This is a genomic window from Cohnella thailandensis, assembly GCF_014212135.1.
Classification (GTDB): Bacteria; Bacillota; Bacilli; order Paenibacillales; family Paenibacillaceae; genus Cohnella; species Cohnella thailandensis.
The window spans coordinates 321,298-344,376 of sequence record NZ_JACJVQ010000002.1 but is presented as its reverse complement, the minus strand read 5'-3'; the positions used below and the strand labels follow the sequence as shown (position 1 = coordinate 344,376).

Here is a 23,079-nt window from a genome sequence, read left to right as displayed (position 1 = left end):
CGGCGGGGTTGTAGCAGTGGGACGTATGGAAGATTAGGACCCGATAGGAGACTCTAGCATGCAAGGCTACAACGTCATCATGGTTTACAGCAACGACAAAGAGCAACTGCTGATGTGCAGACGCCTGAAGGATCCTTACAAAGGGCTGAGCAATCTGGTCGGCGGCAAAATCGAGAGCGGGGAGTCGGGACTCGAGGCGGCTTACCGGGAGCTTCAGGAGGAGACCGGCGTATCTCGAGAAGACATCGTCCTTCATCATCTTATGGATTTTACTTATTACCTGCAAAAATGCTATGTCGAAGTGTACGTCGGCCGGTTGAACAGAGAGGTTAAGGTGGCCGGGGACGAGAACGAGCTGTATTGGTCCGATCTGAACCGCGATTTCTTCGACATGGGCTTGTTCGCGGGCGAAGGGAATATCGGGCATATGCTCGAGCAGGTGAAGATGAGTCCGGAGCTTTTGGATTAATATAAGAAAATTTGATTATCCAACTAGCTCAGAATAGGTAATCGTCGTTGACGAAACGCAACAGTATGGAGCCAATTTGAGGTGGTCCGGATTTTCTGCAGGATTGAACAATTTGGCTTCATGTTGATAACCGTTCTTCGCCAAAGCTTGAAAAGATCGGTGCTTATCGCTGGATATCGTTGTACCGGCTTGACTTGAAGCATACTCCAAGTAGTAATTTCAAAGTAGGGTTGTCGCCAAAATCCAGACAAATTATATTTTGAAAAGAGGTAAAACATGCATCATGCAAAGAACGTTCTGATTACTGGAGCAAACAAAGGAATTGGATACGAAACGGCTAGACAATTGGGAGCCATGGGTTTTATGATTCTGCTTGGAACGCGGAACGAGGAGAAAGGTAAAGAGGCGGTAGCCGCGTTGGTAAATGAAGGGGTGAATGCCCGTTTTATTTTGTTGGACGTGACGAACCAAGATACGATTGAAGCTGCAACCAGGCAGATTGAACAAGAATTTGGGTCGCTCGACGTATTGATTAATAACGCAGGAGTATCTTTGGAAAGAGGCGCTTCCCCAAGTCAATTGGAATTGGCCGTTTTAAAAGAAACGTTTGAGACTAACTTTTTTGGCATGTTTGCAGTGACTAAAGCAATGCTTTCCTTACTAACAAAGTCCCCATCTGGTAGAATTGTCAACCTATCGAGCGGCCTCGGTTCACTAGCAATAAATAGCGACCCCAAATCCGAATTCGCACGTTTCAATTTGCTGGCCTACAATAGCTCCAAAACAGCTGTTAACGCGTTAACCGTAATGTTTGCCAAAGAATTTAAAAATTCGCCGCTGAAAATCAATGCTGCTGATCCTGGCTATACGGCCACCGATTTAAATCGTCAAACGGGCTATCGTTCGGTCGAGCAAGCCGCCGGGATTGTAGTTCGCCTTGCTACGCTTCCGGAAGAAGGGCCAACAGGAGGTTTCTTTGATGAAAATGGCGAAGTACCTTGGTAACTATGACTTAAGGGGACGAACCTATGCAGGAAATTCCGGAAATAGTAAACTCCATAAAGCAAGCAGCAGAATTAACAGGATTGACGGAAGATACAATTCGTTACTATGAGAAAATTGGATTGTTGCCTTATGCTGACCGAAAACGAAACGGACATCGGGTTTATAGCAGAGACCAAATCCGAGGGATCATATTTTTAACCCGGTTGAAGGCAACAGGAATGACGTTAGAAGAAATGAAACGTTATCGAGAACTTTCAAGTCGTGGTAACGATACGATACCTTTAAGACTATCCATACTCGAAAAGCACAAGCAAAAAATCCAAAAAGAAATCTCTAGATTGAATGAAACCGAAAAAATCATTGAATTTAAAATTGACCACTATCGTGAGATCTCCCAAAATCCAGATCTTAGTGATTCTAACTGCACACCTACTTTAAAGTGAGACCTGTAGACGGAACTTATTCCCCAATAACCTGAGGTAACTGGATAGTCAGATAAGAAAATAGTGAACCGCCCTCTGCCGAGGGCGGTTTATTCATTAAGGAGCGAGCGCGCGGAAACGCGCGTGCCTCGATCAGCGAGTCTTCCCCAGCGAGGCGTGCCATTCGTTTACTTCGTCCGTCATCTTGTCTCCGCCCAGCGAATGCCATCTGGCGACGACGCGGTCGAAGCTCGACACCGGCTCCTGCCCGTAGACGATTTTGAGCATCGCGTCATGGAGCAGCTCATCCAAGGCGTCGCCGATTTTCTCCATCGTCGGCGTCGGCGCCCCGGTGAAGGAGTCCGTCTTGTAGACGCCGGGATTGCTCTCTACGATTTTCCACCCCTTCAGCTCCTGCGGCGTACGCAGGAGCTTGTTTTTGATGTCGTAAGACGTTAGGTCGGAGGTGCCGCTGTTAATCCGGGCGATCGATTCGCTGAGCAGATTCGGGACCGAAGGAAGCGACAGGCTCAGCAGATACTTTTGGGGATCGGCCAGGCCTCCCGGCACGTCGCTCTCCCGAAGCGTCGGCTTGCCGTCGACGTAGCCGTAGTCGTATCCCTCGGCGATGCCCCACCGGTACGGGGAGCCGGGAGGCGGATCCACGAAGTTGTCGTAGACGAAGTTCATGTAGTTGAAGAAAATCTCGGGATTCTCCATGTCCGCATTGATGGCGATAGCGCCGAATTCCGAAGGCGTGCCGCGCGTTCCGGACAAGCCTTCGGGCCCTACCGGAATCGGGTAAGCGTCGAAGCTCGCGTCCGGCACGTTCTTGGTCACGTTCCCGAGCGGCCAGCCGGCCGCCCACAGCGGCGCCACGATCATGCCGATCTTGCCTTGCGCCCACGCTTCCGCCGCCTGGATCTCGCCTACGATCTCGGCGTCCTTCGGCACGTAGCCCAGCTCCATCCAGCGCTTCAGCGTCGTCAGCCCCTCCCATATGCTCGGCTGCACCGAGCCGTACGACAGCTTCCCGTCCGCGCCCTCGTTCCAAATGTCCGGCAGGGCCCCGTAAGCCCCGAACACGAAGCCCGCATCCGACATCCATGAGAAGAACGAATTCTTCAGACTGATGCTGAGCCCGTAAGTATCGTCTATTCCGTTGCCGTCCGGGTCCTCGCGGACGAACGCCTCCATGATGCGTTCCATCTCCTCGAGGGTGGAGGGCGCCTTCAGGCCAAGCTTGTCGAGCCAATCCTGGCGAATGTACAGCACCTCGTTCGAGTTCATCTTGCCGTCGAGAATCGGCACGGCCATCCTTTTGCCGTTGACGGTATATCGGTCCCATGCTTCGGGCGCCTGCGCCATGGCCGCCTTCCACTTCGGCGAAGCATACAGCTCGAACAGCGGGCCGACGTCGCGGAAGGCTCCAGAGCGCAGCAACGGGTACAGGTTCTGGCCTCCCTTGAACGAGACGATGTCGGGTAACGGCTGCCCGGTCGCGATCGAGGTATTCAGCTTGTTGATGTAGACGTCCTCGTCCCCGGTCGTGGTCCACAGGTAATTCACGCGAATGCCGAGCTTATCCTCCAGGATCCGGCTCAGCACGTTGTTCTGCAAGTCCTCGCCGTTCTTGAACTCGATGTCCGGGTAGAGATGCCCGACGGTCGTCAGGACGGCAGCCGGCTCATACTTCCCATCGACGAAGGCAGGAGGCTGTCCGACGGGCTCGGGCGTCTCCTGCGGGGCGGACGAATGGTCCGACTGGTCTTGCCAGTAGATGAAGGAGAAAGTCATGACGACGATAAAAAAGAGGACCGCGAGGCCGAACATCCCCGTCTGCTTCAGCCATTTCCAGCCTTTCATGCTCCCGTTCCCTCCCGTTCGGCGGCGATGTTCCAACGCAGCGTTACCTTAAGTCCGCCAAGCTCTCCGTTCCCCAGTTCCATCTCGGCGTCCGGACCGAGCAGCGCGTTCAGCCGCTCGTAGACGTTGTGCAACGCCCAGGCGGTATTCTCGTCGGCGCCGTAGTAAATGGCGTTGCGGAGCGGGGCGAGCCTTCCGGGCTCGATGCCGCTGCCGTTGTCCGACACGCTGACCTCGCAATAATCCCCGTCGACATGGCCGGAGATCCGGATGTCCCCGACCTTCCGCAGCGGCTCGATGCCGTGCAGGATGGCGTTCTCGGCGAGCGGCTGCAGCAGCAGCCGAGGCACCTGCAGGTCGAGCAGCCGCTCTTCCACGTCGACGGAGAAGACGAAGCGGTCCATCTGAAGGCTCTGGATCGTCAGGTACAGCCGAACGAGCTCGAGCTCCTCCCGCAGCGTCGTGAACGTATTCTCGAACTTGATGGACTGCCGGAAGTAGCGGCTCAGGCTCATCGACATGTCGATGACGGCCTGCTTCTCGTCGAGCTCGGCCATGCTCTTGATGAACGCGAGCGAGTTGTACAGGAAGTGCGGCTGGATCTGGGAGTGCAGTTGCCTGAGCTTCGCCTCCTTGGAACGGATCTGCTCCATGTACACCTTCTCGATCAATTCCTTGATCTCCCTAGACATCTCGTTGAAGCGGTCGAACAGGTAGGCGAACTCGTCGTTGCTCTCCTGGCGCAGCGTGATCGTATAATGGCCGGACGTGATCTTCTTGACGCCCCAGATCAGCTTGCGGATCGGAATCTGCACGTCCCGGTAGAGCAGCAGGGCGAGCAGGATGCTGAACAGAAGCAGGAAGACGCTGGAAAAGTAATAGAGGCGCTGATTGGCGTAGATCGGATTCAGCACTTCGTCGATCGGCGTGTAGTCCGCGACGTACCAGTCCTTGAAGTTGCCCAGCGCGGAGAAGTTGACCAGGTATTGCTCCCCGTCGAGCTTGATAAGCCGGTTACCGCTCCCCTGATCCCCGACCTCTAGCCGAGGGGGCAATTCGCGAAGGAAAGGGAGCTTGGCCGTGTCGCTCGCCAGCACGTCGCCGGCCGAGGAGAACAGGAAAGGACCGTTCTCGTTCGTGCCTTTGGCGCGGTCCAAGTAGTCGAGCACGTTCTTGATGTCGATCCGGGCCTTGACGACATAGGAGACCTCTTCCGGATCGAAGCGGAAGGTGTACGGGTGCGCCAGATAATACGTCATAGACACGCCGTCTCCGTTCGCCTCGTACTGCCAGAACGGGCGGAAGTGGGCTTCCAGATCAAGATCGCTCAGCTTGGAGGCCGAGGACGGCGAGGAGAAGGCGGCGCCGTCATCCGCGTAGATCACCGTGAATTCGGCGTTCCAATTGTTCAGGGCATGCAGCAGGTTCAGCTTGTCCGACACCCGCAGCTTCAGCTTGTTAAGCTCGAAGTCCCCTTCCAGAAAGGAAGGGGTCGCCAGCAGCCTCACGTCCTTGTCGAGCACGAGAAAATCGCTGAAGGACGATATTTTGGATAGGTTATTGTCGATGTCGCCGGCCAGGAAGGTCAGCTCGTTCAGCTTCACGCGCTGAATCTCCTGCTTGATGAGCCGCACGCTGGAGCGATTGGTCAAGGAATACAGCAGCAGCGTGGAGACGAGCAGAAGGCAGATGACGAGCACGATTTTCGTAAATATCGTTAGCTTCATGCGAAGGCCCCGTTCGGTCAGAAGGATTTGTGGCGGTAATCTTGAGGCGTCAGGCCGTAATGTTCTTTGAACAGCTTAATAAAGTACTGCGGCTTGTGGTAGCCGATCGCCGACGCGACGTCGCTGACCTTGAGCTCCGGCCGCTCGAGGAGCAATTCGCGGGCTCGCTGCATGCGCGTCCGGTACAGGTAATCGCTGAGGTTCTCGCCCGTCTTGCTCTTGAACAGGGAGGACAGGTACGCCGGATGCAGGCCGACATGGTCCGCCGCCGATTGGAGCGTAGCGTCCGCCAGCCGGTCCGCGATAAACTGCTGAACCTTGCGGATGATCGCCGCCTGCTCGTTGTTCCATTCGCTCTTGGTCAGCTCCTGAAGCTGCTCGAGCGCGTGCTGAACCCAGTCCTGGAGCTGGCGCATATGGCGGAACCGGTTGGCATCGCCGAGCTTGTCCGGCTCGGAAGGGATGACGTCATGCAGGCTGAGCCCGTTCTTGTGGGCAAAGAAGCTGAACGCGCCCATCGCATGATGGTAAAGCTCGAGCAGCGTCTCCCGCGTCTCCATCCGTTTGTCCGCTACCTCCTGGAAGACGGCGTCCCACTTCGCGCGGATCGCTTCCCACTGGCCGATCTCGAACAGCTGGATGAACGTGGGCGACTCGTACAGGCTGTGGACGCGGTAGGGCATCTCGGCCGCGGCGGCGTCCTGCAGGCGGATGAACAGATCCGTGCCGCCTCCGAGCTGGCGGGCGAATACGGACAGCGAGTCCCGGTACATTCCGCGCAGGCCGTGCGACAGGTCCTGCCAATGGCTTACGACGACCGAGATGCTGCTCTTGAGAAAATGCCTGACGTGCTGCTGCAGCCTCGAGGCCAGAAGCTCGAGCGACTGCTGCCGGGCAAGCTCGGGCTGCTGCTCCTGCGCTAGCCACGTATCGTCCCGGGCCTTAAGCACGAACACCTCGTATTCGTAAGGATCGCGGCCGTGCCAGACGTGGAACAGATCCGAGAAGGTCTCCTCCGAGATATTCGCGACGGCGGAGGCGAGCAGCGACTGGTCCCGCCAGTTCAACTCCTCCGCGGACGATTCGATGCGAAGGAGGCACATCGCGACCGAGTCCCCCGGACGGAACGGCAGCTGGTAATAAGCCAGCTTCTCCTCGAGCAGTTCGGGAGACGGCTTGCGCCCCTGCAGCAGATCCATAAGCAGCTTCTCGCGGAACAGCGGCATGTGCTCGCGGATCACGTTCATGGCCCTCTGCTGCTTGCCGCGTTCGTCCCACTCGAGGCGGAGGGCTTCCGTCAACCGGCGCAGCATGCCGGCCAGCTCCTCATGGTCGACCGGCTTGAGCAGATAGCCGTCGACGTGCTGCCGGATCGCCTCCTGCGCGTAATCCCATTCCCCGAAGCCGGACAGCAGAATGCTTTTGAAGTGCTTGTCGTACTTCTTCAATTGGCGGATCAGCTCGAGGCCGGAGATGCCGGGCATGCGGATATCGGTGAGGAGGATATCGACGGGGTAGCTCTTGCAGAATTCGAGCGCCTCCTCGCCGGAGAACGCCTTGTGCACCTTGCCGATGCCCAGCTCCCGCCACGGCATGTTGCGGTCGAGACTGTCCACGAGATGAGAGTGGTCGTCGACGATTAGCAGCTCGTACATGCGGTTCCTCCCATCGGCATTCGACTTCCTGCGGAAGCGGCGGCTTTCCGTTGCCCGGATCGGCGCCGCTTCCGTTTCTTTCATTATCGGGCAAAGCCCGGCCTTGTCAATCGGCGGCGGAGTCCGCCAGCAGAGCGGCCTTATAGTCGCCCATATCGACGACCGCGCCCTTATTAAGCCTCGACTCCTCGGCGGCGAACGCCATCAGATGGCTCTCCAGCGAGGTTTGAGCGGAGGTAAGGGTCCGGCTGTGATTGCCTTCCCGCAGGTCGGACAGGAACCGGCGCATGATGCCCTCGTCGCCGCCCTGATGTCCGGATGCGCCGCTCGGCGTGGCGATGACGCTGCGGGTTCCTCCGGCGAACTCGAACAGATCGATTTCCTCCTTAAGCAGATCGCCCCGGATCTCTCCCTTGGTTCCCATGATCTGCACGATGCGGTTGATGTCGCGGGTAAAGCCGCACATGCTGAACATCGCCGTCGCGCCGCCGGCGAACTCCATATTGACGACCTGATGATCGACGACGTTGTTGTCCGTCCGGTAGACGCATCGCCCGTAGGGGCCGTGCAGAACGGCGTCCATCCGGTTCGCCTCCGTCGGCGGGGTGGCGATCAGCGCGGCGAAGCCGTTCTCTTCGAGCGTCTGCATGTAGAAGCGGGGCGCCGAGTAGGGACAGGTCGCCTCGACGGCGCAGCCGTCCGTGCACCGCTCGGTCGAGCCGGCCGGCGCCTCGCCGATATGAAAGTGCTTCAGGGAGCCGAACGAGCTGATCCGCGTGCATTCGGCATCGACCAGCCAGCGGATCAAGTCCATGTCGTGGCAGGACTTGGCCAGGATCATCGGGCTGGACAGCTTGTCGTTGCGCCAGTTGCCTCTAACGAAGCTGTGCGCGTAGTGAAGGTAACCGACGTTCTCGTTATGCTGGATCGACACGACCTCGCCGATCGCCCCGTCCGCCAGCAATCTCTTAAGGCGCTGCCAGAAGGCGGAATAGCGGGAGACGTGGCAGATGGAGAGCAAGAGACCCGCACGATCGGCCGCCTCCGCCATCCTTACGCATTCGAGAGGATCGTTCGACATCGGCTTTTCCAGCAGCACATGGTAGCCGCGCTCGAGGGCGGCCATCGTCGGCTCGAAGTGCATTCGGTCCTGGGTGCAGATAAGGACGGCGTCGCACAGCTTCGGCTGCCCGAGCAGATCCTCCCAGGAGTCGTACAGCTGCGATTCGGCCAAGCCTAATTGCGCCGCGGCCTCGGCCCGCCGCGCCGCGTCCGGCTCGGCGACCGCGACGAACTCGGCCTCGTGCGGATGCGAGCGCACGTAGGGCGCGTAGGCGAGCAGTCCGCGGGCGCCGGCGCCGATTAGGGCAAGCTTTATTTTTCTCATGGTCCGAGCTCCTTCTATTCGATTTTGCGATACCACGGAAGACGCGAGAGGGGGGCCTGAACGTCAAGCGCGACAGGCCCTTCGACGACGCTTCCGTCGTCGCCCCGCCATCTTCCCTCGGGGAAATGAACGAGTCTAGCCGTCTGCCCCTTGGCGACGACCGGCGCGACGAGCAGGTTCGAGCCGAGCAGGAACTGGTCCTGCACGAGCGAGTAGCCTTGGCCGGGATATTCGAACTCCAGGCTGCGCAGCATCGGCAGGCCATCGGTCGCCGCTTGGCGAGCGAGCTCCAGCAGCTCGGGGCCGAGCTCGGCGCGCAGCCTCACGGCGTCCAGGCACCAGGCCAGTTCGTCGCCGCTCAGTACGCGCCACGGGGCCATGGAGAACTGCATGACCGGGAACAGCGCGGCGCACTGGGCGAACCGGACGAACAGCTCGCTGTCGAAGCGGAAGTCCGGGGAGTTGATGTCGCCGTCCATGCCGCCGCCGATCATGTCCGGGCAGTTGAACGCGTACCCGAGCAGTCCTTGCGCGATGGCGTTCGGAATCAGGCCGCCGAGCCCCCCTGCGTCCCAGGTATGCGTCTTGTCCCGCTGGCGCTGGATGAGCGCTTGCCCGCCGAGCTTCCAGCACATGCGCAGCTCGACGAGCGGATAGCCGAGACCGAGGGAAGCGTAGGCCTCGCAGTCCTCGAGCAGCTTCAACGGGCGCGACCAGGCTACGGGCCGCGTCGTGTCCGGCGCGCCCGGCAGGATCGGCTCGCCGGCATCGAGCTTGAAGCCGTCGACGCCGTAGTCCGCCATCAGCCGGTCCATCTGCCGCCGGAACCACGCCGCGCCTTCTTCCTTCGTATAGTCCACGACGGCGCTGTAGCCGTTCCACCACTGGCGGAGCACCGGCGAGCCGTCCTCGCCTTTCATGAGCAGATCGCCCCCGCGCAGCTCCTTGAAGACCGTGCTGTCCGCGCTCGCGTAGGGACACATCCACAGCATCACCTTGAAGCCCATGCCGTGCAGCGTCTCGATCATCGCCCGGGGATCGGGGAACCGGTGCTTGTCGAAGTCCCACATCCCGTAGTCCTTCATCCAATTGTCGTCGATGATCAGAATGCCCGGCGGCAGCCCGTTCGCGAGAATCGATTCGGCGTAGCGGACGATCTTGTCCTGCGTAGGCTCGTAGAACATCTCGACCCAGGTGCAGTATTGCGGCGCCGTGAAGGCGAGCGGGTCGGGGATTAGGCCGGACGGCGGAAAATGTTCCCGGCTGGCATGAAGGTACGCGCCCCGCAGCGAGCCGTGTCCTTCCTCGAGGACGACTTCGCCGGCTCGGTCCGAGACGGACAGCCCTTCCTCGTCCGCGCGGAAGGCGAACGGTTCTTCGCTCCAGATATATCTTCCTTGGTTGGATAGCAGAAGCGGGGATGCCTGGTTGTCGTCCGTCACGCGCAGATCTCTCGAATGCGCTCTCTGGCCGAACGGCATGGCGCTGCCTTCGTTGATCGCGCCTCCCCACCAATATTCGCCGGGCAGCCGGGCGATGGACATGTCGGTCATGGCTGAATTCTCCTTTTCGTATCTTGATCCGGTTCTCATTATGAAGACAACGCCGGCGCCTGGAAAGAGGATCTTAAGAATGGGGTTTCAATCTTAAATTTGGGGCATTTCAACCCGCGAACGGCGTGATTTATGATGAGAGCGTCAAGAGCTCACGACGACCCACGGCGGAGAAATCGCGCAGTTTTTCCGTGCTACAGCCGCCCCGGCCAACGGGCGGAACGCTTCGTCATCGTCTTCATTTACAAGAATAGTCGAGGGGGATTTTACGATGATCATGAGAAAAAAATCGGCGACAACGGCAGTCGGAGCGCTGCTCGCCGCTTCGCTGGCTCTGACCGGCTGCGGCGGCAATTCGAACGACGGGAACGACGCGAACGGCGGCGCTTCAAGCCCGGAGGCCAGCAAGGCGGCAGGGGGCGATAGCCAGAAGAGCGTGACGATCTCCTACACGATCTGGGACAAGAACCAGCAGCCGGCCATGGAGGCGATCGCCGATGCTTTCACCAAGCAGAACCCGAACATCAAGGTGAAGGTCGACGTCATTCCTTGGGGCGACTACTGGACCAAGATGTCCGCGGCCGCGCCGGCAGGCACGCTGCCCGACGTCTTCTGGATGCACGGCGGCCAGTTCATCAAGTACGCGAGCGGCCAGTTCCTCGAGCCGATCACGGACAAGGTGCAGGCGGGCGAGATCGATCTGAACAACTACGCCGCCAACCTAGGCTCGATCTACACGCTCGACGGCCAGAACTACGGCATTCCGAAGGACTTCGACACGATCGGCCTGGCCTACAACAAGGAGCTGTTCGATCAGGCGGGCATTCCGTATCCGGACGACACGTGGGATTACGCCAAGCTGGCCGAAGTCGCGAAGCAGCTCAGCCAGCCGGATAAGGGCATCTACGGCTTCGGCGCCAAGCTGGATACCCAAGCCGGTTATTGGAACGATATCCTGGCGAACGGCGGCCACATCATCAGCGACGACATGACCAAGTCCGGCTACGATGAGCCGGCTACGATCGAGGCGCTCCAGGCCCGCTACCAGATGATTCTCGACAAGGCTTCTCCGACTCACCAGCAGATGACGGACACGGACGCGGTCGAGATGTTCAAGTCGGGCAAGCTCGCGATGATCTTCGACGGCTCGTGGGACAACGGCAACCTGGCCAGCAGCGAGATCATTCAAGGCAAGTACGACTGGGCTCCGCTGCCGAAGGGCAAGGTTAAGCGCGGCAACATCATCAACGGCCTCGGCAACGTGATGTCCGCCAAGGGCAAGCACAAGGAAGAGTCGTGGCAGTTCCTGAAGTTCCTCGGATCGAAGGAGGCGGCCGATATCACCGCTCAGATGGGCGCGGCGATTCCGGCGTTCAACGGCACGCAGGACGCTTGGGTGAAGTCCAAGCCGGAGCTGAACCTGCAGGTGTTCATCGACCAAGCGGCGGACGCGACGCCGTACCCGAGCGGCTCGAAGTCGTATCCGGTCTGGTTCGCGAAGGAGAGCGAGATCATGTCCCAGGCATGGGGCGGCGCGATCTCGGTCGAGGAAGGCGCCAAGAAAGTGGCGGAGATGATGAATCAGGCGATCGCGGACGCGAAGTAAGCGCCGCCCTCGAAGCCAAATCGTTGAAGGCGATCCCGTTAGCCGGGTCGCCTTCGGCAATTATGAGGTGAAAGCAATGAATTCGAAAAGCAGATACGCATGGGCCTATATGATGATCGCCCCGACCTTGATCGGGACGTTGGTGTTCTGGTTCTATCCGGCCGTTTACTCGATCTACCTAGGCTTCCTGAAATCCGAAAACTTCGGTCTCGTCAATCATTGGGTCGGCTGGGCCAACTACGAGAGATTGTTCAAGGACGCGGAGTTCTGGCAAAACCTTCGCAATACGATGCTGTACGTCGTGCTGTTCGTGCCGACGACGATCGTGCTTTCCACGTTTTTCGCGGTCCTTCTGAACGCGAAGATCAAGGGCCGGTCCGTCTACCGGGTCATCTACTTTCTGCCGCAGGTCACGATGGCGGCAGCAGCCGCCATGGTGTGGGTCATTATCTTCGCGCAGGATTACGGGCTGCTGAATTCCGTGCTCGGCACCCATGTCGCGTGGATCTCGGACAAGCGATTCGCCATGTACGCCCTCGTCGCGGTCGGCGTATGGGGGGCGATCGGCTTCAACATGCTGCTGATTCTCGCCGGACTCCAAGGGATTCCGCGTCCGCTGTACGAGGCGGCCGAGCTCGACGGCGCCGTCGGCTTCCGCAAGTTCCGCTCGATCACGCTGCCGCTGCTCACTCCGACGCTGTTTTTTACTTCCATCGTGCTGGTCATCGGCGCCACGCAAATTTTCGACAGCATCTACCTGATCATCGGCAAGACGAACGTCGCGCTGCCCTCCGTGCGCTCTCTCGTATACGCCTATTACCAGAATTCGTTTATCTACTACGATCAGAACTATGGCGCGGCGATCGTCAACGTTCTGCTGCTCATCAACCTGATCCTGACGGGCTTCCAGTTCCTGATGCAAAAAAAATGGGTGGTTTACGACTGAGGAGGTTACGAAAATGGGCGGCGCTGCCTCTGCAAAGCAAAGAAGCAACTTTATCATTCACTTGATTCTCATCGCGGGAGCCGTCATCATGGTTCTCCCGTTCATCTGGATGATCCTCACGTCCTTCAAGACGACGACGGAGGCGACCCAGATTCCGATTAAAATATTCCCCGCCGAGCCGAGCTTCCGGGCTTACGCGGACGCGATCAAGCAGTCTTCCTTCCTGCACTACTACGCGAACACGCTCATGGCGGCGTTCATGAAGACGGTGTTCCCCGTCATTTTCAGCGCGATGGCCGCCTTCGCGTTCGCTCGCATCCGATTTCCGGGGAGCGGACTGTGCTTCTTCCTGATCATCTCGGTCATGATGGTTCCTAACCCGGTGTTCTACACTCCGCAATACCTGATGATGAGCAATCTCGGACTCGTCAATACGGTGACCGCGCTCTGGATCGCCTCGCTCGTGAGCCCGTTCGCCACCTTCTTGCTGCGGCAGTTTTTCCTCGGCATCTCCAAGGAGCTGGAGGAGGCGGCCGTGCTGGACGGGTGCAATCCGTTCCAGATTTTCCGCCATATCATGCTGCCGCTCGTGAGCTCGGCGCTCGTCGCGGTCGTCATCATCCAACTGCTCTGGTCGTGGAACGAGCTGCAATGGCCTCTCATCATCAACAGCTCGCCCGAGAAGCTGACGCTGTCGGCGGGACTCGCGACGCTCGTGTCCATGTTCGGCACCGATTATCCGGTATTGATGGCCGGCGCGTTCATGGCCGTCGTTCCGATGCTCGTTCTGTTCTTTATTTTCCAACGGCGGTTTATCGAGGGCGTCGCCTTCAGCGCCAGCAAGGGCTGATCGGACGGCGCTCGTAGACGCGAATCGCGAATCAGGAGACGGAGGGATCTATGGTGAGGAAAAAAGGAAAGAGGTGGACGGCGGCGCTGCTATCGGCTGCGCTTGCGCTGTCCGCGGCTCCGGTGGTTAGCCAGCCGGACCGCGCGTACGCGGAGACGGGAGAGACCGTCTCCGCGGTCATCGACAGCTTCGACGGCTATGCGGACGATGCCGCCATGCAGGCAGCGTGGGCGCGATGGCAGGACGTGCCGGACGCTCAGCAGCAGACCGATTACGTGACGCGGACGCTGGACGCGCGCGGCGGCAGCGGCGGAAGCGCGGGCATGAAGATCGATACGGTCATGGACGGCGCGGGCTGGGCGAACTTGTCCCGAAGCATTCCGGAGGACAGCCGCGATTGGTCGGGCTATGACGGCGTGACCTTCTGGATTCGCCACGATTCCGGCAGCGCCGATCCGCTCGGCCTCGCGGTCGATCTGACGTCGGCCGGCGCTTATGGCATGTACAGCCTGAAGAGCGGCGGAACGGCGCTGCTGTCCGACGGACAGGGCGGCTGGACGGAGACGGCCTATTCGGGCAACGTGCTATCTATCCCCGACGGGTTTACGGGCGCGGTCCGCATCCCATTCGGCGAGTTCGCCCAGGCGGCGTGGCAGTGCGACTCCTGCAGCGCGCCGCTTGCGGATACGAGCGAGATGGTCGGCATCCAGTTCGGGTTCAATCCCGCAGACGATAATGAAAGCGCATTCACCGTAGACGACATCGGATTGTACCGCGCCGAACGGACGCTGGACGACTTCGGCGGCTACGCGGACGACGCGGCGCTGATCTCGACCTGGAACCGTTGGCAGGATGTGCCGGACGCGGAGCAGCAAAGCGACTACGTGAGGCGTTCGGTGGATCCGGAGGGCGGCAGAGGCGGCACTGCGGGCATGAAAATCGAGACGGTCAAGGCCGGCGCGGGCTGGGCGAACGTGTCCCGAAGCATCCCGGAGGGCAGCCGCGACTGGTCGGACTACGACGGCGTGACGTTCTGGATCCGTCACGAATCCGGCGACGCCAAGGCGCTCAGCCTCTCGATCGACTTGACGTCGGATGGCGCGTACGGCATGCACAGCTTGCGGAGCAGCGGTATCGCGCTGCTGTCCGACGGACAGGGCGGCTGGACGGAGACCGCCTATTCGGGCGGAATGCTGCAGGTCCCCGACGGGTTTGCGGGCGCGGTCCGCCTCCCGTTCGGCGAGTTCGCCCAGGCGGCGTGGCAATGCGACTCCTGCAGCGCGCCGCTTACGGATACGAGCGGGATGGTCGGCTTCCAGTTCGGTTTCAGTCCCGCCGACTATGGCGCGAGCGTATTCACGGTGGACGATATCGGACTCTACGCGATTCATTCGCGCGCGGGCGCCTCCGGCATGGGCGACGGCGGACGGGACTTTCGAGCTGAAGTACGAGCAGGCGCCGATCGACAATCCGCTTAAGGGCTTCCTGCCGTTCTTGGACGGAGGGGATCCGAACGACGGAGCGTGGCGCACCGAGCTGGACCAGATGCCGTACAGCATGGAATACTTCTATATCCCGCTGAACGACGTGATGACGGGAGAGAACCGGTTCGACTGGACGAAACTGGAGGACAATCTCGACGTCATCGCGTCGAGAGGACATCAGTCCGTCTTGCGGTTTTATCTGGATTATCCGAACCGGCCGACCGGCATTCCGCAATACTTGCTTGACGCGGGTCTGGCGACGCATTCCTACGCGGACTACGACAACGGAGCGAAGGCGACGAGCGTTTCGCCCGATTACGACGATCCGCGTCTCGTGAAGGCGCTGGACGATTTCATCGCCGCGTTCGGCGAGCGCTATGACGGCGATCCGCGGATCGGCTTCATCATGGTAGGTTTGATCGGGTTCTGGGGAGAGTGGCATACCTATCCTCACGCCGAAGGAGCGGACAACTGGATGCCGTCGGAAGCGAACCAGAAGCGGGTGCTGGAGGACATGGACGAAGCGTTCGACGAGACGAAGCTGGTCGTCCGCAATCCGATCTCGAGCGGCGAGCTGCAGACCAAGGCGTTCGACATCGGCTACCACGACGACTCCTTCGCTTACGAGACTCTGCCCGTCAGCGAAGGCGGGGAGAGCTGGCACTTCTGGGGGCGCGTGATCAACGCGAACGATACGGCGTTCTGGCAGACGAGGCCGATGGGCGGCGAGATGCGGCCGGAGATCCAGATCGCGATGTGGGATCGGGATCCGCCCGGGACGAGCGACGGAGAAGATTACTATAAGTCGCTCAAGTACACGCACGCCTCGTGGCTGATCGACCATGCCGTCTTCAAGACGCCGATGAGCGGACAGCCGCTCGAGCGGGCGCGGGAAGGCTCGCGCAGCCTCGGTTACGAATATTACGTGCCGGCCGCTTATCTGGACGGCTCGTCCGGCAAGGTGAAGGTTGGCGTCGAGATCGAGAATCGCGGGGTTGCTCCGTTCTATTACGATTGGAAGGTAGAGCTGGCCGTGCGCGACGGCGCGGGCATTCAGACCGTCTTGAGCCCGGACTGGAAGATCTCCGGAGTGCTTCCGAACGATCCGGACGCGGGCATCGTTAACAACAAGCTGCTCGAGGCCGAGGACGCGCCGACGCTGACGAACGGCGACTACGAGGTGCTGCTGCGGGTCGTCAATCCGCTGTCCGCCGCGCACGATAATGCCGTTCGCTTCCGCTTCGCGAACGAGGAACAGGGCGCTGACGGTTGGCTGTTGCTCGGGTCCGTCAAGGTGACGAACGGCAAGGAGCCCTCGCCCGGCGTCGTCACCGGACCGGATACGTCGTCCGGCGGATCGACGGGCGTCGTTCCCGGCGCTGACGGACGAGTAAGCGTCGCCGAAGACGGCACGGTCCCGTTGGCCGCGTTCAAGGCAGCCGTCGATGCCGGGGTTGGCGCGGCCGATGCGGAGCATCGCGTCATCCTGCAGGTCGCCGCGGGCGCGGACGCCGATGCGGTCGTTTTGTCCGCCGAGACGCTCGCCTATGCGAAGGAGTGGATGCCGGACGGCGTTCTCGACGTGAGGACGACGGAGGCGTCTTACGAGCTGCCGCTCGGCGCCATTGATCTGGCAGCGTTGGCGAAGAAACTGGATACGCGGACGGGCGACCTCTCTCTGGTCATTGAGGTTCGTGTCGAGCTGTCCAATGCACAGCTTGAAGCGGCAGCCGCCCGGCAAGGGTTGAAGCTTGTCGGCATCGTCGTCGACTTCAAGGTGCTGGCGCGAGCGGACGGCCGCGAGGCGGAGGTGACGGACTTCGGAGGTGCTTACGTCACCCGTACGATTCGCCTGCCGTCCGCCGTCGATGCTGCACGCGCGACGGGCGTGGCGCTTGATCCGGCGACAGGCGCGCTGGTATTCGTCCCGACCGTGTTCGAGGTCGAAGGGGAAGTGGTCAAGGCCGTGCTGAAGCGCATGGGCAACAGCCTATATGCCGTCGCGTCCGGCTCGAAGTCATTCGACGATGTGAACGGAAGCTCGGCTAAGGCGGACATCGAGTCGCTCGCCGCGAAGCAGATCGTTCAGGGCCGAACGGAGAGGCTGTATGCGCCGGAAGCGCCCGTGTCCCGCGCCGAGTTCGTCGCGCTGCTCGTTCGCTCGCTGGGACTTCCGGCTGCCGAGCCTGCGGGAGCGTTCGCGGACGTGCGGGAGGGCGCCTGGTACGCTTCGGCCGTCGAAGCCGCTGCGCGCGTAGGTCTAGTACGCGGCGCCGGCGACGGCAAGTTCAGGCCCGCGGATGTCGTTACGCGTGAGGAAGCGGCCGTCTTGCTGGCCGGCGCGGCCCGGATCGCCGGCATGAGTATTGGCGCAACGCAGGCGGGCTTGTCTGCTAATTCGGACGGGGACGACGTGCATTCGTGGGCGCGCGAGGCGCTGTCCGCCGCTCTGGTGTCCGGCCTGCTTAAGCCGAAGACCGCGAACCGGCTGTCTCCGGGCGAGGAGCTGACCCGGGAGCAAGCGGCCGTGTCGCTGACGGCGTTCCTCCGGCAGGCCGGCTTCATCGGTTAAGTCGAGGGAGAATCCGGCGCGGGTCGCGAGTCCGCGCCGGAGAGGGGGTGAGGAGCAAGAGCGGCGAGCAGGCTCGCCGAACGCATCCGTCATTTTATCCCACGCGAAGAGGAGTGAACGAGGTAATGTCGAACGCAAGACTCGCAAAACCCGGATTGGTCCTGACCGTCTTAGTCCTGATCGGAACGATGCTGCTCATCAACTTCAAGGTCCCGCCCGCCTCCGCCTCCGGCGAATGGCAGACCCAGACGTACGACCCGAACAAACCGGGGCTGGAGCTGAACCCGCTAAAGGGGTTTATGCCTTTCTCCAAGCTGCCCTCGGACTCGGTCGACCCCAACAACGATTTTCCTCACAGTCTGGAATGGTTCTATATCTCGCTTCGCGACCTGATGACCGGCTGGAACACGTATAATTGGGCTCCGCTGGACGCTTATCTGAACGATATCGCGAGCCGGGGCAACCAGGCGGTCTTCCGCGTTTATGTCGATTACCCCGGTCGCGCGACCGGCATTCCCCAGTTTCTGATCGACGGAGGCCTGACGACCCGGGACTACGATCAGAACGGCAACCACGACGGCTCGACGCACAGCCTGGCTCCCGACTGGAACGACGCTAATCTGAACCTGGCGCTGCGCCAGTTCGTCGCCGCGCTCGGCGCAAGGTACGACGGAGATCCGCGGATCGGCTTCGTGACGGCGGGCCTGTACGGCTTCTGGGGAGAGTGGCATACATGGCCGTACGACGCCGCTCCGAACGATTGGCAGATGAACCAGACGAATAGAGACGCGCTGTTGACGGCGTTCAAGGACGCGTTCGACACGACGCATGTGCTTGCCCGTTACCCCTATTCCGCCAGCACGTCGACGTTGAAGAACGCCTTCGGCTACCATGACGATTCCTTCTCGTACGCGACGCTGTTCGATACGGATTGGGACTTCTGGAATCTCGTCACGCAGAACGGCCTGCAGAACGTCTGGCAGACGCATCCCATCGGGGGCGAGTTCTATCCTCCGCTTCAGCAGGATACGAGCTTCTGGCAGCATTGGCCGAACCAGAACGGCCAAGACTTCCAAACCTCCGTCGAGACGACGCATGCTTCCTGGCTCATGTACGACCGGGTGTACAAGTCTTCGCTCCCGGACGACACCGCTTCGGCGAACGCGCTGCGGGCGCACAAGATGCTGGGTTATACCCTTTACAACTCCGCCGTGCAGCTGGCCGACTCGCCGGCTTCCTCGCTGCAGGTCAACGTCAAGCTGCAGAACAAGGGCGTGGCCCCGTTCTACTACAATTGGCCGGTCGAGTTCGGCGTACTGAGCTCTTCCGACACTTGGGTCAAGTCGCTCGGAACGGCAAGCTGGAATTTGAAAAGCGTGCAGCCCGGCGGTACGGATTACGATTTCTCATACAGCGCGAACCACAATCTACCCGCCGGCGACTATAAGTTGGTCATGCGAGTCGTTAACCCGCTCTCGGGGGGCAAAACGCTTCGTTTCGCGAACACTCGGCAGGATGCGAACCGCGACGGCTGGCTGACGCTGTCCGGATTCCATGTGTCCGCGACAGCGACGACGTCGACGACGCTCCCCGATCCGCCTTTAACGCCGGGGCCGGGCACGGAGCCGACCGGCACGACCTCTTATGAGGCGGAAGCGGCGGCCAACACGCTCGCGGGCTCGGCGGCCGTCGCGAGCTGCGCGACCTGCTCCGGAGGGAGCAAGGTCGGCTATATCGGCAACGGGAGCGGCACGTTGCGGTTCAACGGGATCGCGGCGCCTTCCGCAGGCGATTATACGGTGACGATCCATTACCTGAACGGAGAAGCTACCCGCTCGGCCGTGCTCAGCGCGAACGCCGGGGCGGGCGCTTCGGTCAGCTTCCCGAGCTCAGGCGGCTGGACGACGGTCGCTTCGCTGAATACGACGGTGCATCTGCAGGCGGGAGCCAACACGCTTCTGTTGTCCCAGCCGACCGGCTATGCGCCGGACATCGACCGCATCGTCGTGAGCGCAAGTCCCGTAGGCGCGGGGGATACGCAGGCTCCTACGGCGCCTGCGAGCTTAGCGGCGAGCTCCGTTACGAGCGCGAGCGTCACGCTTTCGTGGACGGCGTCCGCGGACAACGTCGGCGTCGTCGGGTACGACGTCTACCGCGGCTCGACGCTGGCCGCGAGCTCGACCGGCACGACCGCGACGGTGAGCGGACTGTCCGCCGGCACGGCGTACTCGTTCACCGTCAAAGCCCGCGACGCGGCCGGCAACGTGTCGGCGGCCAGCGCGCCGCTGTCCGTGACGACGAGCGGGAGCGGCGGAGTGACGCCTCTCGTCTTCGACAACTACGACAACCCTTCCCAGTACAACACGCTGCACACGAACGATATGGGAGGCAGCTACTGGGGAGACGGCAGCTCCTCGAGCGACGGATCAAGCGTGACGCTCAGCGGCGTCAGTTGGTGGGACGCCACGTTCAGCGCCTCCGAGACGAACGTCGACCTGTCCGCCTACACTCACCTTGTATACGTTGTAAAGAGCAGCACGAACGGCGCGTCGTTCAGCGTCACGATGTGGGATGCCGGGGGAGCGAAGGGGACGAAGACCGTCGCCGCGACGGCCGCCTATCAGACGATCCGCATCCCGCTAATCGACTTCGCGGGCTTCGACAAGGCGACGGCCAGAAAGTTCAAGCATAGCTCGTTCACGGGCAACTTTACGATCGACGAAATCCGGTTCGAGTAGAGGAGTTTCTATTAAATAATCCAGTATTTAATCAATAGCCACCGGCTTAGCCGGTGGCTTCGGGCCGTTAATACAGTATTCGTCGGACAATGCATGTCCACATAACATTGCGGAGATCGTCTCGAATGAGACTATCTGCGGATTAGCCTAGAAAATCTACATATCCCGTACGACTGAATGGCGAACGTAGAGACGAAATTGCATGCAAAAAAAAAGCCGACACCTGCCGAAAAATGCAGGTGCCGGCTTTTTCCTATGCCAACCGAATCTTGAAATCCTCATAGCCAAACTCGCGTACGACTCGGCAATCTCCGTCTTTGCCTTGAATCGCAATGGCGGGAAGAGCCATGCCGTTGAAGGTGTTGGTCTTCACCATGGAGTAGATCGCCATGTCGCCGAACACGAGACGGTCGCCGCACCGAAGCGGCCGATCGAACGAATAATCCCCGATCACGTCGCCCGTCAGGCACGTTTGGCCTGCCAGGCGATAAGTATGCGCCTTCTCACCCGGCTCGCCGCTCTCCATAACCGGAGGCCGATACGGCATTTCCAGCACGTCCGGCATATGGCAAGTCGCCGAGGTGTCCAGAATCGCGATGTCGATGCCGTTCTTATGAAGATCCAGCACGGAGGCGATCAAGTAGCCCGCGTTGAGCGCAACGGCTTCTCCAGGCTCTAAGTACACCTCAAGGCCGTATTTGTCCTGCATTCTCTTGATGCAGGCTTCGAGCCTCGGGATATCGTAATCGTCTCTCGTGATATGATGGCCGCCGCCGAAATTAATCCATTCCATCTGAGGCAGCCACTCCCCGAACCTCGCCTCCACGGCATTCAGCGTGGTCTCCAGGTCGTCGGAGTTCTGCTGGCAGAGGGTATGGAAGTGCAGGCCGGTTACGCCATCCAGCAATTCCGGACGGAAATCCCCTTGCTTGACCCCGAAGCGGGAGCCGGGAGAACAAGGATCGTAAATCTCATGCCCCACTTGCGTCGAGCATTCCGGATTGATGCGCAGGCCTACTTTTCTGCCGGCTTGGAGTGCCCGATCTTTATACCTCTCCAGTTGGGAGAAGGAATTAAAAATAACATGATCGCAGATGGAGAGAATCTCGTCGATCTCGTCTTCCCGATAGGCCGGGGCAAAGACGTGAGTCTCCTTGCCCATCTCTTCGTGGCCTAGCCTGGCTTCATATAATCCGCTTGCGGTCGTTCCGCTCAAGTATTCTCCAATAAGGGGGTATAGGGTTGTCATGGAGAATGCTTTCTGCGCCAAAACAATCTTGGCTCCCGTTCGCTGCATGACGCCGCTTAGGATCTTCAGATTCTTCTCGATGAGAGCCTCATCGACGACGTAGCAAGGCGTAGGCAGCTGGTCGAAGCGCATCTGCTTAGCGAACCAGAGCCGGTTGTTGCTTAGGAGCTTCTTCTCCGTCGTCAACCAGTACAGGATTGAAATTTTCTACCCATGGAAGTCCCCATTTGTTCAACTCTTCCATGAACGGATCCGGATCGAATTCTTCGACGTTGTAGACGCCCGGCTTGTTCCATTTGCCCGTCAGAACCATAGCCGCGCCGATCATGGCAGGAACGCCGGTCGTGTAGGAGATCGCTTGGGAGCCGACTTCCTTGTAGCACTCCTGGTGGTCGCAGACATTGTACACGTAGTACGAAACCGGCTTGCCGTCTTTCTTGCCTTGGAAAATGCATCCGATGTTCGTCTTGCCGACGGTGCGAGGTCCGAGCGAAGCCGGATCCGGCAGGACGGCCTTCAGGAATTGAAGCGGAATGATCTGCTTGCCTTCGAACTCGATCGGCTCGATGGAAGTCATTCCTACGTTCTCCAATGCCTTGAGGTGAGTCAGGTAGCTTTGGCCGAAGGTCATGAAGAAGCGGATGCGCTTGAGCCCCGGAATGTTCTGGGCAAGGGATTCCAGCTCCTCGTGGTACAGCAGGTACATATCCTTCTGGCCGACTTCGGCGAAGTCGTAAACGCGCTTGATCTCCATCGGCTTCGTTTCGATCCATTCGCCGTTCTCCCAGTATCGGCCGTTGGCGGATACTTCGCGGATGTTGATCTCCGGGTTGAAGTTCGTCGCGAACGGATAGCCGTGATCGCCGCCGTTGCAGTCCAGAATGTCGATGTATTCGATCTCGTCGAAGTAGTGCTTGAGGGCATAAGCCGAGAACACGCCCGTAACGCCCGGGTCGAAGCCGCTGCCGAGAAGGGCGGTGATGCCGGCTTTCTCGAAGCGCTCGCGGTATTCCCACTGCCACTTGTATTCGAACTTGGCGGTATCTTCCGGCTCATAGTTGGCGGTGTCCATGTAATGGGTCTTCGTCGCGAGGCAAGCGTCCATGATCGTCAGATCCTGGTACGGGAGAGCCAGGTTCATGACGATATCCGGCTTGAACTCATTGATCAGGGCAATAAGCTCGTCCACGTTGTCGGCATCGACCTGAGCGGTCGAAATCTTCGTTTTGCCCCCGTCGAGCTTCGCCTTCAGATCGTCGCACTTGGATTTGGTACGGCTCGCGATACAGATTTCCTCGAAGACCTCACTGTTTTGAACACATTTGTGGACGGCTACGGAAGCCACTCCACCGGCACCGATAATAAGCGCTTTTCCCATTTTCTCGCTCTCCCTTGCTCATGGATTGTTGTTGGGTTCGGATGCTCGCCATTCGCTTTATTCGCACAAAAAAACAAGCGTAAAAAACGCATCATCGCGTAATCACACTTGTTTAGATAATCAGGAATATTAAATGCCGCCGCAAAACGGGGCATAGCTCGCTAAGGAAGCC

Annotated in this window: 16 protein-coding genes; 9 read left to right on the top strand and 7 right to left on the bottom strand. The window is 59.9% G+C overall.

The annotated features are described in order from the left end of the window. Positions 1 to 58 precede the first annotated feature (58 nt). The 3 genes from H7B67_RS02115 to H7B67_RS02105 all read left to right on the top strand — a co-directional run bounded on the left by H7B67_RS02115 (position 59) and on the right by H7B67_RS02105 (position 1,917). Complete coding sequence (locus H7B67_RS02115; RefSeq protein ID WP_185118137.1) at positions 59 to 469, top strand: NUDIX hydrolase; 411 nt, start codon at positions 59 to 61, stop codon at positions 467 to 469. Positions 470 to 745: 276 nt separating this feature from the next. Beyond that, the gene (locus H7B67_RS02110; RefSeq protein WP_185118136.1) at positions 746 to 1,474 is read left to right on the top strand and encodes an SDR family oxidoreductase; all 729 of its coding nucleotides are present in this window, start codon (positions 746 to 748) and stop codon (positions 1,472 to 1,474) included. Positions 1,475 to 1,497: 23 nt separating this feature from the next. Beyond that, complete coding sequence (locus H7B67_RS02105; RefSeq protein ID WP_185118135.1) at positions 1,498 to 1,917, top strand: MerR family transcriptional regulator; 420 nt, start codon at positions 1,498 to 1,500, stop codon at positions 1,915 to 1,917. Between the two features lie 132 nt (positions 1,918 to 2,049). On the opposite strand, the gene H7B67_RS02100 is transcribed toward H7B67_RS02105, so the two are convergent. The 5 genes from H7B67_RS02100 to H7B67_RS02080 all read right to left on the bottom strand — a co-directional run bounded on the left by H7B67_RS02100 (position 2,050) and on the right by H7B67_RS02080 (position 10,084). Next, a complete protein-coding gene (locus H7B67_RS02100; RefSeq protein ID WP_185118134.1) occupies positions 2,050 to 3,762 on the bottom strand; it encodes an extracellular solute-binding protein in 1,713 nt (570 codons plus the stop codon). Then, positions 3,759 to 5,489, bottom strand: coding sequence for a sensor histidine kinase (locus tag H7B67_RS02095; RefSeq protein ID WP_185118133.1), 1,731 nt, complete (start codon positions 5,487 to 5,489; stop codon positions 3,759 to 3,761). Before H7B67_RS02095 ends, H7B67_RS02100 begins: the two co-directional genes overlap by 4 nt. Before the next feature lie 17 nt (positions 5,490 to 5,506). Then, positions 5,507 to 7,144 (bottom strand): response regulator, encoded by a 1,638-nt coding sequence (locus H7B67_RS02090; RefSeq protein ID WP_185118132.1) that lies wholly within the window; start codon positions 7,142 to 7,144, stop codon positions 5,507 to 5,509. Between the two features lie 106 nt (positions 7,145 to 7,250). Beyond that, on the bottom strand, positions 7,251 to 8,531 hold the full coding sequence (locus H7B67_RS02085; protein ID WP_185118131.1) for a Gfo/Idh/MocA family protein: 1,281 nt from the start codon (positions 8,529 to 8,531) through the stop codon (positions 7,251 to 7,253). A gap of 14 nt (positions 8,532 to 8,545) precedes the next feature. After that, complete coding sequence (locus H7B67_RS02080; RefSeq protein WP_185118130.1) at positions 8,546 to 10,084, bottom strand: glycoside hydrolase family 31 protein; 1,539 nt, start codon at positions 10,082 to 10,084, stop codon at positions 8,546 to 8,548. A gap of 271 nt (positions 10,085 to 10,355) precedes the next feature. Here H7B67_RS02080 and H7B67_RS02075 point away from each other — a divergent pair, with 271 nt between their 5' ends. From H7B67_RS02075 to H7B67_RS31410, 6 genes are all read left to right on the top strand, one after another. Continuing rightward, entirely contained in the window at positions 10,356 to 11,690 is a 1,335-nt protein-coding gene (locus H7B67_RS02075) for an ABC transporter substrate-binding protein (protein WP_245363761.1), read from the top strand. Between the two features lie 76 nt (positions 11,691 to 11,766). Beyond that, positions 11,767 to 12,636, top strand: coding sequence for a carbohydrate ABC transporter permease (locus H7B67_RS02070; RefSeq protein WP_185118129.1), 870 nt, complete (start codon positions 11,767 to 11,769; stop codon positions 12,634 to 12,636). A gap of 13 nt (positions 12,637 to 12,649) precedes the next feature. Continuing rightward, positions 12,650 to 13,486, top strand: a complete 837-nt coding sequence (locus H7B67_RS02065) for a carbohydrate ABC transporter permease (RefSeq protein ID WP_185118128.1) — start codon at positions 12,650 to 12,652, stop codon at positions 13,484 to 13,486. 53 nt (positions 13,487 to 13,539) lie between these two features. Beyond that, positions 13,540 to 14,964 (top strand): CIA30 family protein, encoded by a 1,425-nt coding sequence (locus tag H7B67_RS30730; protein ID WP_185118127.1) that lies wholly within the window; start codon positions 13,540 to 13,542, stop codon positions 14,962 to 14,964. Positions 14,965 to 15,031: 67 nt separating this feature from the next. After that, entirely contained in the window at positions 15,032 to 17,542 is a 2,511-nt protein-coding gene (locus H7B67_RS30725) for an S-layer homology domain-containing protein (protein WP_343069195.1), read from the top strand. 125 nt (positions 17,543 to 17,667) lie between these two features. Continuing rightward, positions 17,668 to 20,280, top strand: coding sequence for a fibronectin type III domain-containing protein (locus H7B67_RS31410; RefSeq protein WP_425353904.1), 2,613 nt, complete (start codon positions 17,668 to 17,670; stop codon positions 20,278 to 20,280). Between the two features lie 253 nt (positions 20,281 to 20,533). Here H7B67_RS31410 and nspC read toward each other — a convergent pair whose 3' ends face one another. After that, entirely contained in the window at positions 20,534 to 21,661 is a 1,128-nt protein-coding gene (gene nspC, locus H7B67_RS02035) for a carboxynorspermidine decarboxylase (protein ID WP_185118126.1), read from the bottom strand. Between the two features lie 4 nt (positions 21,662 to 21,665). Next, positions 21,666 to 22,907 carry a saccharopine dehydrogenase family protein gene (locus tag H7B67_RS02030; protein ID WP_185118125.1) on the bottom strand — a complete coding sequence of 414 codons (1,242 nt, stop codon included), beginning with the start codon at positions 22,905 to 22,907 and terminating at the stop codon, positions 21,666 to 21,668. Positions 22,908 to 23,079 lie beyond the last annotated feature (172 nt).